The sequence below is a fragment of the Micromonospora sp. NPDC000207 genome, assembly GCF_040300925.1.
In the GTDB taxonomy this organism is placed as follows: domain Bacteria; phylum Actinomycetota; class Actinomycetes; order Mycobacteriales; family Micromonosporaceae; genus Micromonospora.
In genome coordinates this window covers 1-13,163 of record NZ_JBEPEQ010000136.1, presented here as the reverse complement: position 1 = coordinate 13,163, position 13,163 = coordinate 1, and the positions used below count along the sequence as shown (strand labels likewise).

Genomic DNA, 13,163 nt, shown 5'->3' with positions numbered 1-13,163 from the left:
CTGCGCCGACGGGTGGACCGGTCGGGCGGTGCCGGTGGGTTCGGGGCCACGGCGGCTGGGTGTCCTGCTGCTGGCCGAGCCGGTGACCGCCGGGCAGCTGGACCTCGCCCGGTCGGCGGTCACCGCACTGCTGATCGAGGGGGTCCGCCGGGAGTCGCCGCAGCCCTGCGCGTACGCCGACGCCCCGGCGGTGCTGCGGGCCCTGCGCGGGGGGGACCTGTCGACGCAGGGGGAGGCCGACCTGGTCCGGGCGGCCGGGACGTACGGGTGGCGGCTGGACCAGCCGCACGCGGTCGCCGCCCTGGCCTACACCGGCGCCCAGCACCGACGGTGGGGATCGGCGCTGAACTGGTTGGACCGTCCGGTCCTGGCCGAGGGGGCGCGGGCCTGGACCCTGGTGCAGGGTGACGTCGAGCGGGCGTTGACCCGGTTGCGGACCCGGCTGGACCGGATGGTCGGCCCGGGGCAGGTCCGGGTGGCCAGCGGTCACCCGGTCACCGGGGCGGCCGACACCCACGAGTCGTTCCGGGCCGCCGACCGTCTGCTCGACCTGCTCGTTGTCGACGTGGGGGAGCGGCCGGTGGAGCTCCCCTTCGACCAGGCCGGGCTGGCGCAGCTGCTGCTGGCAGTGCCGGACGAGCGGTTGCGGTGGTTCGTCCGACGGCATCTGGGACCGATCGCGCACCGGGCCGACCTGCTGGCGACCCTGGACTGCTGGTTGGCCACCTCGGGCAGCCGGCAGGCGGTCAGCCAACGCCTGCATCTGCACCGCAACTCGGTGGGCTACCGGGTGGGCCTGATCAAACGGCTGTTGGGGGTGGATCCGTTGGATCCGAGCACCGCCGTGGTGCTGCGGGCCGCGCTGGCCGCCCGGGAGCTGCTGGCAGGCGGCTCCGAGACGGTATGAGAGCAGGTCAGAAGGCCTGTAAAGGCACCGGTTTGTAACAGCCCATGGTCAGTTTGGGGCGAGGCGTTGACAGGCCGACCAGCCGCAGGCAAAGTACCTCGCTAAGCAGCCGAAATCACAATGCAAGACGGCATATTGACTGGTAGACCGGCCGGAGGGTGTCATGCGGGCGATGGTTCAGACGGGGTTCGGGGGACCAGAGGTCCTGTCCCTGCGCGACCTGCCCGACCCCGAGCCCGGCCCCGGTGAGATCGTCGTCGAGGTGCACGCCGCCGCGCTCAACCACCTCGACCTCATCCAGCGTCGCGTCGGCGTCCTGCCCGGCTTCGCCCTGCCCCACGTCGGCGGCATGGACGTCGCTGGCCACGTGGTCGCCGTCGGCACCGACGTGACAACCGTACGCGCAGGTCAGCGAGTCGTCGTCGACCCGACGGTCGGTTGTGGCGGCTGTCCGACCTGCGCCGCCGGACACCCCGGCCACTGCCCCGACCTACGGGTGGTCGGCGGCAGCCGCCCCGGCGGGTTCGCCGAGTACGTGGCGGTGCCCGCCGCAGTGGTCCACCCGGTGCCCGACCACGTCGACCTGGCCGACGCCGCCGCCCTGCCCACCGCCTGGAGCGTGGCCTGGCAGGCGGTGCACCGGGTGGGGCAGGTCAAGCCCGGCGAGTGGGTGCTGGTCCACGCCGCCGCCAGCGCCGTCAGCATCGCCGCCGTGCAGCTCGCCCGACAGGCCGGTGCCCGGGTCGTCGGCGTGGCCCGCAACGAGGCGAAGCGGACCCTCGCCGCCGACCTCGGCGCCGAACTGGTCCTCGGCCTCGACGCCGACACCGCCCCCACCGTCCGGGAGCACACCGCAGGCGGGGTGGACGTGGTGATCGACCACGTCGGGGCGGCCACCTGGCCCTCCTCGCTGGCGAGTCTGCGTACCGGCGGTCGGCTGGTGCTGCTGGGCAACACCAGCGGCGACCGGGTCGAGCTGTCGTTGTCCGAGATCTACCACCGGGGACTGCGACTGCTCGGCACCGGCGCGTACGCCCCGACCGACTTCGCCGCCATGCTGGACAGCTACTTCACCGGCGGGCTGCGGGTCCCCCGGGCCGCCGAGTACCCCCTGGCCGAGCTGCCGCAGGCGCACGCCCGCCAGGACGCCGGCGACCTCCTCGGCAAGATCCTCGTGCGGCCGTGACAGCCGTCCCGCCGGTCACCCCGGCCCCCGCCGACCTGCTCATCGTCGACACCGACGTGGTCACCATGGCCCCCGACCGTCAGGTGGTCACCGACGCCGCCATCGCGGTCGTCGACGGTCGGATCGCCGCCGTCGGCCCCACCGACGCCCTGCGCGCCGCCCACCCGGGCAGCCCGGAGCTCGACGCCGCCGGGTGCCTGGTGGTGCCCGGCCTGGTCAACGCCCACCAGCACACCACCGCCGACCCCCTGGTGCGCAGCAGCATCCCCGACGACGTCCCCTCCAAGCAGGCCATCTTCGACTGGATCGTGCCCCTGCACGCCGCCGTCGACGGTGACGACGACGAACTGGCCGCGACGCTGACCGCTGTCGAAGCGCTTACCCAGGGCGTGACCACACTGCTGGAGCCGGGCACCGTCGCCCACCCGCTGCGCGTCGCTGCCGGGCTGCGTACCGCCGGGATCCGGGGGCGGGTCGGCCGCTGGGGATGGGACACCCCCGGGGCGCCGTACGCGGCACCGGCCGCCGAGACCCTCGCCGCGCAGGCCGAGACCGTCGCCGCGCTCGCCGACGACGACCTGGTCACCGGCTGGATCACCCTGGTCGGCCACGACCTGGTCAGCGACGAGCTGTTCGTCGGCGCGGCCGACCTCGCCGCCCGGCTGGACGTCCCGATGACCCTGCACCTGTCACCCGGCCCCGACGACGTCGCCGCGTACGCCGCAGCCGGTCGGAACCGGCCGGTGCTGCACCTGCGTGACCTGGGTGTCCTCGGCCCCCGCCTGGTGCTGGGGCACGCGGTCTGGATCGACGAGGCCGAACTGGCCGCGCTGGTCCACAGCGGCACCGCGATCGCCTCCTGCCCGGGCGCCTACCTGCGACTCGGTCAGGGCTTCACCCGGGCGGGACGGCACACCGAGTTCCTGCGGGCCGGGGGCCGGCTGGCGTTGGGAGCCGACTCGCACAACGCCGGGGACACCCCGGACGTGTGGCGGGCCGCCCGGCTGCTGGCCGGCGTGGACCGGGACCGGGGCGTCACCGACCCGCTGCGCGCCGACGAGATCTTCGCCCTGGCCACCGTCGACGGCGCTAACGCCGTGGGCCTGGGGCACCTCACCGGCTCGATCGAGGTCGGCAAGGCCGCCGACCTGGTCGTGCTCGACACCCGCACCGTTTCCTGGATCCCCCGTGGTGACCTGCCCACCCAGCTCGTCTGGGGCGCGGCCGGGCACACCGTGCGGGACGTCCTGGTCGACGGCAGGCCGGTGGTCCGGGACCGCCGGATCACCACCGTCGACGTCGATGCCCTCCGCACCGAGGCAACCCAGCGCCGGGCGGCGCTGCTGCGCCGGGCCGGCATCGACATCCCCCACCGCTGGCCCACAGTGCCAGCGGCCCAGTACCGCGCGCGCCGGACTCCCCGACCGGCGTGACGCCGTCACCTGAAAGGGACATGACATGACCAAGCGAATTGGACGGGCTCGGGTGGCGTTGGCCGCCACCGCGGCCGTCAGCCTGACCCTGGTCGGCTGTGCCAGCAACGACGCGACCGCCCCGGGCACCTCGTCCGGCGACGGGACCACCACGGTCCTGTCCGGCCAGCCCGACACCAACGGTGACGGCAAGGTCGTCATCGGGGTCCTCAGCCCCGGCGACATCAACGACAACGGCTACTACCAGAGCTTCGTCGTCGGCGCCGAGACGTTCGCCAAGGAGAAGGGCTGGGAGATCATCAAGCGCGGCAGCGTGCCGCCCAGCGAGGCCCTCAACGCCGCCCGGGCCCTGTGTCAGCAGGGCGTGGACATGGTCGCCCTCGGTGCCTCCGAGCTCAAGGACGCCATCCCCGCCTCCGAGGAGCCGGCCTGCGCCAAGACCGCCTGGTACGTGCCGTCGTCGGAAAACATCCCGCAGACCCCCCGGGTGGTCCTGGCCAGCGACGACCCCAACCAGAGCATGCTCGCCGCCGGGTACGCGGCCGGGCTGATGATGAAGGAGCAGAACGCCACCAAGGCCGGGTTCGTCACCGGCGACGAGGTCGACTTCTCCGTCAACGCCGCCAAGGCGTTCAGGGCCGGCATCCGGATGGTCGTGCCCGAGGGGGACCTGACCGTCACCTACACCGGTGACTTCAACGACTCGGCCAAGGCCCGTGAGGCCGTGCAGGCGCAGATCAGCCAGGGCGTCAAGGTCATCTACCCGTACCTGGGTGGGGCCACCGACGCCGCCACGAAGCTCGCCAACAGCCGGGACGTGCTGACCCTGACCCCGGGCACCGACCGCTGCGACTCGACCGACCCGCGCTTCGACATCTCGGTCATCTACGACCCGGGCGCGTACTTCGAGGCCGCGCTGACCCAGTTCGCCGACGGCGAGTTGGAGCTGGGCACCAAGAAGACCTGGCAGCTGGGCGTGGACCCGTACCCGACCGTCAAGATCTGCGGTGACAAGCCGGAGCTCGACAAGCAGATGGAGACCTTCGCCGCCGACGTGGCCAGCGGCAAGATCGACGCCGACGCGGAAGTCGCCCGACTCGGCTCCTGACCCCCGCGAACGACGACCAACGAGGTGAAACGGACTGTGGACGTTGACGACCAGGTGACGCCCGCTCTCACCCTGCGCGGGGTCAGCAAGCGCTACGGTCCGGTCGTCGCCTGCGACGCCGTGGATCTCACCGTACGACCCGGTGAGATCCACGGCCTCCTCGGCGAGAACGGGGCCGGGAAGTCGACCCTGATGAAGATCCTGCTGGGGTTGGTGCAGCGCGACACCGGGACGATCGACCGCGACGGCAGATCCGTCGAGATCGAGACCCCGCAGGTCGCAGCCGACCTCGGACTGGGCATGGTGCACCAGCACTTCAGCCTGATCGAACCGCTGACCGTCTGGGAGAACGTCATCCTCGGCGACACCGGTCGGGTCGACCGGGCGGCGGCCTGCGCGCAGGTCGAGGAGGTGGGCCGCCGCTACGGCCTGCCGATCGACCCCCTGGCCCGGGTGGACCGGCTCTCCGCCGGGGAACGGCAGCGGGTCGAACTGATCAAGTGCCTGCGGCGGGACCCCTCGGTCCTGATCCTGGACGAGCCGACCTCGGTGCTCACCCAGGCCGAGTCGGCCGAACTGTTCGGCGTCCTGCGCCGGGTGGTCCAGGCCGAGAACCGCGCGGTGATCCTGATCAGCCACAAGCTGGCCGAGATCATCTCGGCCACCGACCGGGTGACGGTGCTGCGCCGCGGCGCCGTGGTGTTCCAGGGGGAGACCTCGGAGACCACCCCGCAGCTGCTGGCCCGGCAGATGGTCGGCCGGGAGGTGTCGTTGCAGAACGAGAGCGCCGCCCTCGGTCTGCTGCCCGTCGAGGCACCCACCGGGGGGCACTCCGACGAGACCGCCGCACCGGCGGCCGCCAGCCCGCCCACCCCGGCACCCGCCGGTCCGCCGGCCCTGCGGCTGCACGAGGTGAGCGTGCTCGTCGGCGGGCTGCCCCTGCTCGACAGGCTCGACCTGGAGGTCGCCGCCGGCGAGATCGTCGGCCTGTACGGGGTGGAGGGCAACGGCCAGGCCACCCTCGGTGACCTGCTCTCCGGGCTGGTCGTCCCGGACACCGGAACCGTCGAGGTCGCCGGTCGACCCGTCGACCTGAACCGGCCCGGCTCCATGCACGAAGCCGGCCTGGGTGTCGTGCCCGAGGACCGGCACCGCTCCGGGGTCGTGCTGGACATGACCATCGCCGAGAACCTGGTCATCAAGTCCCTGGACGGGGTCTGCACCAGGGGTGTGCTCAGCCGCCGACGGATGAACCGGTTCGCCCGCGAGAAGATGACCGAGTTCAACATCGTCGCGCCGTCGCCCGACACCCCCGTACGCAGCCTCTCCGGCGGCAACCAGCAGCGGGTGGTCCTGGCCCGGGAGTTGTCCGCCGGGCCGAAGGCGCTCGTCGCCGCCCAGCCCACGCACGGCCTGGACGTCGGTGCGATCGAAGACATGTACCTGCGGTTGCGGCGCGCTGCCGCGGAAGGGGTGGCGGTGTTGCTGATCTCCACCGAGCTGGAGGAGGTTATGGCCCTGGCCGACCGGATCGCGGTGATCTCCTCCGGCAAGGTCGTCGGGGTGCTGCCGACCGCCGAGGCCACCGCCGAGCGGCTCGGGATGCTCGTCGGCGGGGTGAGTCACTGATGGCGGGTACCGACGCCGCCGGCCGGCGGTTGCTGAACCGGCTGAACCCGGGTGTCGGCGGCTGGCAGGTCGGTGCGGCCACGGTGGTCACCGTGTCCATCTGCCTCGGCCTGTCGGCGCTGCTGATCGCCGCCACCGGCGGGTCCCCGATCGCCGCCGCGAAGGCCCTCTACCAGGGCGGCATGGCCAGCCAGTCGGCGTGGACCAGCTCGCTGCTGTACGTCGCACCGCTGCTGCTGGTAGCGGTCGGCGCCTGCGTCAGCGCCCGGTCCGGGTTCTTCAACATCGGCCAGGAGGGGCAGGTCCTCATCGGGGCGCTCGCCGGCGCCTTCGTCGGCCTGCGGCTGGCCCTGCCCGGTCCGCTGCTGCTGGTCGTGGTGCTGCTGGCGGCGCTGCTGGCCTCCGGCGCCTGGGCCGGGCTCAGCGCGCTGATGTACCGGTTCCGGGGAGTCAACGTCGTGGTCAGCACCCTGCTGATGACGTTCCTGGCCCAGCAGCTGGTCGCCTTCGCGGTGAACACCCCGTGGCTGTTGCAGGAGTCCCGGCTGGGCACCGGGGTGGTCTCCCCGCAGTCCAACCCGCTGCCGGAGAACGCCCGGCTGGTCTCCTTCGGGCAGTTCCCGAACCTGCAGGTCAACACCGGGTTGATCCTGGCCCTGGTGGTCGCCGTCGCCCTGGCCCTGGCCCTGGCCCGGACCCGGTGGGGTTTCCGGCTCAAGATGCTCGGCCTGAACCCGGTGACCGCCCGGCACGCCGGGGTGAAGGTCGGCCTGCTCGGTGGCCTGGCCCTGGCCACCTCGGGTGCGCTCGCCGGCCTGGCCGGGGCGCTGCTGCTGACCAGCCCGGTCGGCACCAACCGCCTGCAGCCGGGCATGTCGCTCAACATCGGCTGGGACGGCCTGCTGGTGGCCCTGGTGGCCCGGAACAACCCGCTGCTGTCCATCCCCGTCGCGGTGCTGTTCGGGGTGCTGCGCGCCGGCGGCGGGTTCCTCGCCGCGACCGGGGTGCCGTCGATCCTGGTCGACGTGGTCAAGGCGCTGCTGGTGCTGGCCTTCGTCGCACCGCCGGTGGTGATCGGGATGTTGCGTCGACGCCGCCCGAGCGGCTCGTCGGGAACCCCGACCACGCCCACCGCCACCCCGACGCCGACCGGCCCGGCTCCGCGCGACGGAGCAGACGCCCAGGTTCCGGCGACGGACGCGACCGGCGGCCCCACCACCGCGAGCACGCGCAACGTCATGGAAGGCAGACCGGCATGAGCGCCGCCGACAACATCGCCACCATCCTGTCCAGCGGGGCCCGGCTCACAGTGCCGTTGGCGTTCGCCGCCTGCGGCGAGTACGTCGCCCAACGGGCCGGCACCCTGAACATCTCCGTCGAGGCGATGATGCTCGGCGCGGCCTTCGGGTCGATCGCGGTGGCCAGCGCCACCGGCAGCGCCACCATCGGGTTGGTCGCCGGTGCGTTCGTGGGGATGTCGGTGGCGTTCGTGCACGCCAACCTCTCCCACCGGGCGCAGATCAACACCTTCGTGGTGGGTCTGGTCCTCAACGCCCTGGTCCTCGGCCTGACCAGCTACCTGATCACGGTCAGCAGCTTCACCGGCCACCAGGTCTGGCAGGTCGACGTCCCGGTGCTGCGGGACATCCCGGTGATCGGTCCGCTGCTGTTCACCCAACGCTGGCCGGTGTACCTGCTGCTGGCGGTGATCCCGCTGACCTGGTGGCTGGTGGAACGCAGCCGCTGGGGGCTGGAGCTCCGGGCGGTCGGGGAGAACCCGCAGTCCGCCGACGTCAGCGGCATCCAGGTCAACCGGCGCCGCCGGCAGGCGCTGCTGTGGGCGGGCCTGCTCGCCGGGCTCGGTGGGGCGTACCTGGCCGTGGGTGAGGTCGGTTCGTTCAACCAGAACATGACCGCCGGTCGTGGTTACCTGGTGATCGCCGCGGTGATCTTCGGGGCGTGGCGGTTGCGCCGTACCCTGATCGGCTGTGTGGTGTTCGGCCTGGCCGACGCGTCCCGGCTGGCCCTGCCGGCGTTGGGCATCACCGTCAACTCGCAGTTGCTCATCGCCGCGCCGTACGTGCTGGCCCTGCTGGCGATGCTCTTCTTCGCCACCAAGGACCACGAGCCCCGGGCGCTGGCCCAACCCTTCAACCGCGGCACGGTCTGACCGGCTGCGACGAGGCGGGGCCTGCCCCACACCGCACGGTGTGGGGCAGGCCCCGCCTCGTGTCGCGTGCGGGGTTCAGCCGCGACGTCGGCGGGCCGCCTCGGTGAGCTCCAGCGGCCGGTAGCCGGCGTCGGCCGGGTTGACGGTGTGGCCGGGGGCGACCAGCTCGTCGATGCGGTCCAGGACGTCGGCGGGGAGCGGACCCCGGCTGCCGGCACCGAGCTGGCTGCGCAGCTGCGCCAGGGTACGCGGACCCATGATCGCGCTGGTCACCGCCGGGTGGCTGAGCACGAACCCGAGGGCCAGCTCGATCAGGGTCAGGCCCGCCGAGTCGGCCAGTTCCTGGAGCCGGCCGACCAGTTCGAGTTTGCGGTCGCGGATCTGCGCGTCCCGGAAGTCGAAGTGGTCGCCGTTGCGTCCGGCCCGGGAGTCGTCGGGGATCTGCGCGGTGCGGTACTTGCCGGTCAGCCACCCCCCGTTGAGCGGGCTGTACACCAGGACGCCGAGCCGGTGGCGCAGGCTGGTCGGCAGCGCGGCGGCCTCCGCCCCCCGAGCCATGATCGAGTATCCGGTCTGTTCGGTGGTGAACCGTTCCCGGTGCCGACGTTCGGCGACCCACTGGGCCTCGACGATCCGTTCGGCGGGGAACGCGGAGGTGCCGATCATCCGAACCTTGCCCTGGCGGACCAGGTCGGACAGGGCGCCGAGGGTCTCGTCGACGTCGGTGTCGGGGTCGGGACGGTGGACCTGGTACAGGTCGATCCAGTCGGTGCCCAGCCGCCGCAGGCTGCCCTCGACGGCCTGGGTGATCCAGCGTCGGGAGTTGCCCCGGCGGTTGCGGTCGGTGCCCATGGGCTCGTGGAACTTGGTGGCCAGCACGACGTCGTCGCGGCGTCCCCGCAACGCCCGGCCGAGGATCTCCTCGGACTGGCCCTGGGCGTACACGTCGGCGGTGTCGACGAAGTTGACGCCGGCGTCGAGGGCCTCACCGACGATGCGGTGGCACTCCTGCTCGTCCTCGTTGCCCCAGGCGCCGAACATCATGGCGCCCAAGCAGAGGGTACTGACCTCGACGCCGCTCGCGCCGAGCCTGCGGTACTGCATGATGGGGTCGACCTCCTGTTGACGGGTGTGCCGACCACGCTGGCACGTCGACCGCCCGCCGGCACCGTACCCGCAGGTCGAAACGGGTGCGCCGGGTTTGTGTCCGCGGCACATCGACCCGCCGTCGACCGCTGCCTAGGCTGGGAGCTGCGATGTTCTTGTACACATTTCGGTACGGTGGAGGTTAACGTGGCGACCGGCCTGACTCACGCCCGATGGACGCACGTGGCGCTGCCCACCGGCGACCTCGACAAGGCGATCGACTTCTACACCTCGCTCACCCCGTTGGTGGTGGTGGAACGGTTCGCCGACGCCGACGGGGAGAGCGTCTGGCTCTCCAACGACAAGCAGGTCGAGACGCCGTTCGTGCTGGTGCTGGTCTCGTTCAACAAGGACAAGGGTGGGCAGCTCGGTCTGCTGCACCCGTTCGCGCACATCGGTGTCGAGGTGCCGCAGCGCTCCGACGTCGACGAGATCGCCGCCCGCGCCCGGGAGCTGGGCTGCCTGCACTGGGAGCCCCGGCAGATGCCCCCGCCGGTGGGCTACATCTGCGCGTTGAAGGACCCGGACGGCAACGTCATCGAGATCTCCCACGACCAGCAGGTGTACGACACCGTCCAGCGGGTGTGGGGCAGCTGAGCGCGGAGCGTACCCGCGACGGGGTGCGGCGGTACCTGGACGCGTTGAACGCCGGTGACGCCGACGCGATCGCCGGCTGCGTCAGTGCCGACTTCGTCAACGAGCACACCAGTGCCGCCGGTCGGAGCGTGGCGGGTCGGGCCGGTTACCGGGCCCGGCTGGACGGGTTCCTGGCCGACTTCGTCGCGCTGCGCTACGAGGTCGAGGAGGTGCTCGTCGACGGGGACCGGGCCGCCGTGGCGTACCGGATGTCGTTCCGGCTGGCCTCGGCGGGCGGGGCGCCGGTGACGGTGCGGGGGGTGTTCCGGTTCCGGGTCGACTCCGACGGGCTCGTCGCCCACCGGGTGGACTACTGGGACGGTGCCGAGGTCACGCGTCAGATCGCCGCCGCCGACGGGACCTGACCCGTCCGGGAGACGAGTCGTCGGGGCTGCTGCGGCCCCGGCGACCTGCCCGCCCTACCGGGGTGTCGCCGACGGCGGGTCGCTGTCGGTAGAGTTCGTCATCCGGGTGGACGGCGAGCGCGAGGTGACGCGATGGCGGGCAGGGTCGAGGAGGCTGGCGGCGAGGCACCGGCGATCCAGACCGTGCAGCGTGCCGCCACGATCCTGCAGGCGTTCTCGGCGTCCCGGCCTCGGCTGACCCTGACCGAGCTCACCGCCGACCTGAAGATCAGCCGGGCCACCGCGCACCGGTACGCGCGGGCGTTGCGGGCGGCGAACCTGCTCCGGTTCGACGTGGCCACCGCCACCTACACCCTGGGGCCGCAGATCCTGGCGATGGAGGCCGCCGCCCGGGCGGCGCTGCCGATCGTCACCGCCGCCGAGCCGTACCTGGACCGGTTGATGCAGGCGACCAACCTGACCACTGTGCTCAGTGTGTGGAACGGGGAGGCCCCGACGGTGGTGCGGTGCATGGACAACACCACCGGTGACGTGCGGCTCAGTGTCCGTACCGGGTCACCGCTGGACCTCACCCGATCCGCGCAGGGTCGGGTGTTCTGCGCGTACCTGCCGTCGACGCAGTCGCCGGTGGTGGCCCGGCAGTTGCGCGGGTCGGCGTCGTTGCGGGCGGTGGTCGCCCAGGTCCTGCGGGACGGGTACGCGGTCAACTCCCCGGAGGACTTCGGGGTGCGGGTCCTGGCCGCCCCCGTGTACGAGCACGGTCAGGTGGTGGCCGCGTTGGCGGTGCTGGGCACCGACGCCGCGCTGGCCGGTGCGGCGCAGGCCACTGCCGCCGGCCACCTGGTCGAGGTGGCCGGCGAACTGTCCGAGGGGCTCGGTTCGGCCGTCGGGTGACCCGGGTGGGGTCACCGCCTCGGGTGGTGGCCGTTGCCGTCGAGGATGCTGCTGCCCAGGTCGGCGGTGATCACCTTCGCGGCGCGCTGGAGGGCGGCGGCGAAGGGGCTGTCGGTGCCCTCGGGGACCGAGGTGGTGGTGCCGACGATGGCCATCGCGGCGATCAGGGTGTTGCCCCGGAAGATCGGGGCGGCGATGCTGCGGACCCCGTTGACCGAGGGGGTGTTCGCCGAGATGCCGGTCCGCCGGATCTTGTCGACCTCGTGGCGGAGTTCGGCGGAGGCGGCCAGGTCCGCGGCGAGTCCCGGGATGTCGTCGGCGGACAGGAAGGCGCAGAAGACCCGCCCCTGGGCCGAGGCGGTACGCGACAGCCGCGAACCGGTCCGGACGCTGACCCGGATCACCCGGTCGGTGTTGTCGTCGGCGCGGACCACGACGGCCGTGTCGCCGTCCCAGACGCTGAGCACGACCGTCTCGTCGATCTCCCGGACGAGTTGTTGCATGTGCGGGCCGGCGATGCTGATCACCGGCATGGCCGCGCGGGCGGCGGCCGACAGGCTGAGGATCTGCGGGCCGAGGGAGTACAGCCCTTCCCGTTCGTCGTAGCGCAGCAGGTTGCTCTCGCGCAGCGCCTTGGTGTAGCGGTGCGCGGTGGCCTTGCTGGTGCCGAGGCTGGCTGTCAGCTCGTTGAGGCTGAGCCGTGGACGGGCCGGGGTGAAGGCGTTGAGGATGACCGCCGCACGTTGCACGGTCTGAATCGCCGGAGCACTCTGGTCAGGGGTTTTCTCCGACGGAGGACTGCCGTCCGCCATGTGGATTCCTTCGTGCGTCAAGTGAGACAGTATCATGGCATGCGGCACCTCAGTCTGTCGATGCGGTACCGGAATGCACCGCGATCCGCGCGTACAGGCGGGCGAAACGGACGAGTTCCGCCACCTCGTACCGGTCCCGTCGGGGATCGTCCGGGTCCCCGACGAGGGGGGCCGGACCGAGCCGGACGGTGGGTACGCCCCGACCCCGCAGCACCACCCCGTCCGTGGAGCCGGTCCAGCCCCGGATCGGCGTCGGTGGCGCGTGGTGCACAGCCTGCCAGGCGACGTGGGCGTGGCGGCTGATCGGCGCGTCGTTCGGCGTGGCGGCGGCGGAGTGCACCGGCCACCCGGCCACGTCCAGCACACAGTCGCGCAGCGGGGTGTCTGCCAGGGCGCGGGTGAGGGTGTCACGCAGGTCGGCCACGATCGCGGAGGGTTCGTCGCCGGGGACCGTCACCAGGTACAGGTGCAGGTCGAGGCGGCCCGGCAGCAGGTCGGGCTTGCCGGGGCGGCCCGCGCCGACCGAGCCGACGCCCACCTCCGCGCCGACCTGGTCGCTGCGGTCGGCCCGGGCGTCCAGGTGGGCCCGCCGGAACGTCTCCAGCGCCGCCAGGACCGGGGGGAGGTTCATGATCAACCCACCCGGGGGGACGGCGGTGTCGCGGGCGAGGACCGGATGGTGGCGGGTCTGGAGCCGTACCCGCAGGAACATCGCGCCGGGTTCGGCGGTGAGGATGCCGGGGGGACCGCTCTTGGCCACCACGGCGGCGGCCGGGACCGGCAGGTGGTCCAGGTGGTGGGCGACGCCCCCGGCCACCTGCCCGGCGGGGTCGTCGGGCAGGTGGCGGTGGGTGCCGGCGGCGGCGAGCAGGAGGGT

Annotated in this window: 13 protein-coding genes; 10 read left to right on the top strand and 3 right to left on the bottom strand. The window is 72.5% G+C overall.

What is annotated here, in order from left to right:
• From ABT336_RS24330 to ABT336_RS24300, 7 genes are all read left to right on the top strand, one after another.
• The coding region (locus tag ABT336_RS24330) for a PucR family transcriptional regulator (protein WP_350899412.1) at positions 1–907 on the top strand (907 nt) is incomplete at its 5' end.
• Between the two features lie 163 nt (positions 908–1,070).
• Entirely contained in the window at positions 1,071–2,093 is a 1,023-nt protein-coding gene (locus ABT336_RS24325; RefSeq protein ID WP_350899410.1) for a zinc-binding dehydrogenase, read from the top strand.
• Complete coding sequence (locus tag ABT336_RS24320; RefSeq protein WP_350899408.1) at positions 2,090–3,526, top strand: amidohydrolase family protein; 1,437 nt, start codon at positions 2,090–2,092, stop codon at positions 3,524–3,526. The genes ABT336_RS24325 and ABT336_RS24320 overlap by 4 nt, the downstream gene beginning before the upstream one ends.
• A 25-nt stretch (positions 3,527–3,551) precedes the next feature.
• Positions 3,552–4,634 carry a BMP family ABC transporter substrate-binding protein gene (locus ABT336_RS24315; RefSeq protein WP_350899406.1) on the top strand — a complete coding sequence of 361 codons (1,083 nt, stop codon included), beginning with the start codon at positions 3,552–3,554 and terminating at the stop codon, positions 4,632–4,634.
• Positions 4,635–4,670: 36 nt separating this feature from the next.
• A complete protein-coding gene (locus ABT336_RS24310; RefSeq protein WP_350899404.1) occupies positions 4,671–6,263 on the top strand; it encodes an ABC transporter ATP-binding protein in 1,593 nt (530 codons plus the stop codon).
• Positions 6,263–7,522 (top strand): ABC transporter permease, encoded by a 1,260-nt coding sequence (locus ABT336_RS24305; protein ID WP_350899402.1) that lies wholly within the window; start codon positions 6,263–6,265, stop codon positions 7,520–7,522. Before ABT336_RS24310 ends, ABT336_RS24305 begins: the two co-directional genes overlap by 1 nt.
• Positions 7,519–8,433: an ABC transporter permease gene (locus ABT336_RS24300; RefSeq protein WP_350899400.1), complete on the top strand. Its 915-nt coding sequence runs from the start codon at positions 7,519–7,521 to the stop codon at positions 8,431–8,433. Before ABT336_RS24305 ends, ABT336_RS24300 begins: the two co-directional genes overlap by 4 nt.
• Before the next feature lie 75 nt (positions 8,434–8,508).
• Here the strand turns inward: ABT336_RS24300 and ABT336_RS24295 are convergent, their stop codons facing one another.
• The gene (locus ABT336_RS24295) at positions 8,509–9,537 is read right to left on the bottom strand and encodes an aldo/keto reductase (RefSeq protein WP_350899399.1); all 1,029 of its coding nucleotides are present in this window, start codon (positions 9,535–9,537) and stop codon (positions 8,509–8,511) included.
• Between the two features lie 189 nt (positions 9,538–9,726).
• On the opposite strand from ABT336_RS24295, the gene ABT336_RS24290 reads away from it, so the two are divergent.
• The 3 genes from ABT336_RS24290 to ABT336_RS24280 all read left to right on the top strand — a co-directional run bounded on the left by ABT336_RS24290 (position 9,727) and on the right by ABT336_RS24280 (position 11,474).
• Positions 9,727–10,176 carry a VOC family protein gene (locus ABT336_RS24290; RefSeq protein ID WP_350899397.1) on the top strand — a complete coding sequence of 150 codons (450 nt, stop codon included), beginning with the start codon at positions 9,727–9,729 and terminating at the stop codon, positions 10,174–10,176.
• A complete protein-coding gene (locus tag ABT336_RS24285; protein WP_350899395.1) occupies positions 10,164–10,580 on the top strand; it encodes a nuclear transport factor 2 family protein in 417 nt (138 codons plus the stop codon). The genes ABT336_RS24290 and ABT336_RS24285 overlap by 13 nt, the downstream gene beginning before the upstream one ends.
• A 132-nt stretch (positions 10,581–10,712) precedes the next feature.
• Entirely contained in the window at positions 10,713–11,474 is a 762-nt protein-coding gene (locus ABT336_RS24280) for an IclR family transcriptional regulator (protein WP_350899393.1), read from the top strand.
• Positions 11,475–11,485: 11 nt separating this feature from the next.
• On the opposite strand, the gene ABT336_RS24275 is transcribed toward ABT336_RS24280, so the two are convergent.
• Positions 11,486–12,223: an IclR family transcriptional regulator gene (locus tag ABT336_RS24275; protein ID WP_350899391.1), complete on the bottom strand. Its 738-nt coding sequence runs from the start codon at positions 12,221–12,223 to the stop codon at positions 11,486–11,488.
• A gap of 112 nt (positions 12,224–12,335) precedes the next feature.
• Positions 12,336–13,163, bottom strand: an 828-nt coding sequence (locus ABT336_RS24270; RefSeq protein WP_350899389.1) for a hypothetical protein, incomplete at its 5' end; no start/stop codon positions are given.

What these genes read in the sequence shown, in the direction of transcription:
- ABT336_RS24300 (WP_350899400.1), top strand. Translation starts at nt 7,519, where the DNA reads ATGAGCGCCGCCGACAACATCGCCACCATCCTGTCCAGCGGGGCCCGG.
- ABT336_RS24325 (WP_350899410.1), top strand. Translation starts at nt 1,071, where the DNA reads ATGCGGGCGATGGTTCAGACGGGGTTCGGGGGACCAGAGGTCCTGTCC.
- ABT336_RS24280 (WP_350899393.1), top strand. Translation starts at nt 10,713, where the DNA reads ATGGCGGGCAGGGTCGAGGAGGCTGGCGGCGAGGCACCGGCGATCCAG.
- ABT336_RS24305 (WP_350899402.1), top strand. Translation starts at nt 6,263, where the DNA reads ATGGCGGGTACCGACGCCGCCGGCCGGCGGTTGCTGAACCGGCTGAAC.
- ABT336_RS24315 (WP_350899406.1), top strand. Translation starts at nt 3,552, where the DNA reads ATGACCAAGCGAATTGGACGGGCTCGGGTGGCGTTGGCCGCCACCGCG.
- ABT336_RS24295 (WP_350899399.1), bottom strand. Translation starts at nt 9,537, where the DNA reads ATGCAGTACCGCAGGCTCGGCGCGAGCGGCGTCGAGGTCAGTACCCTC.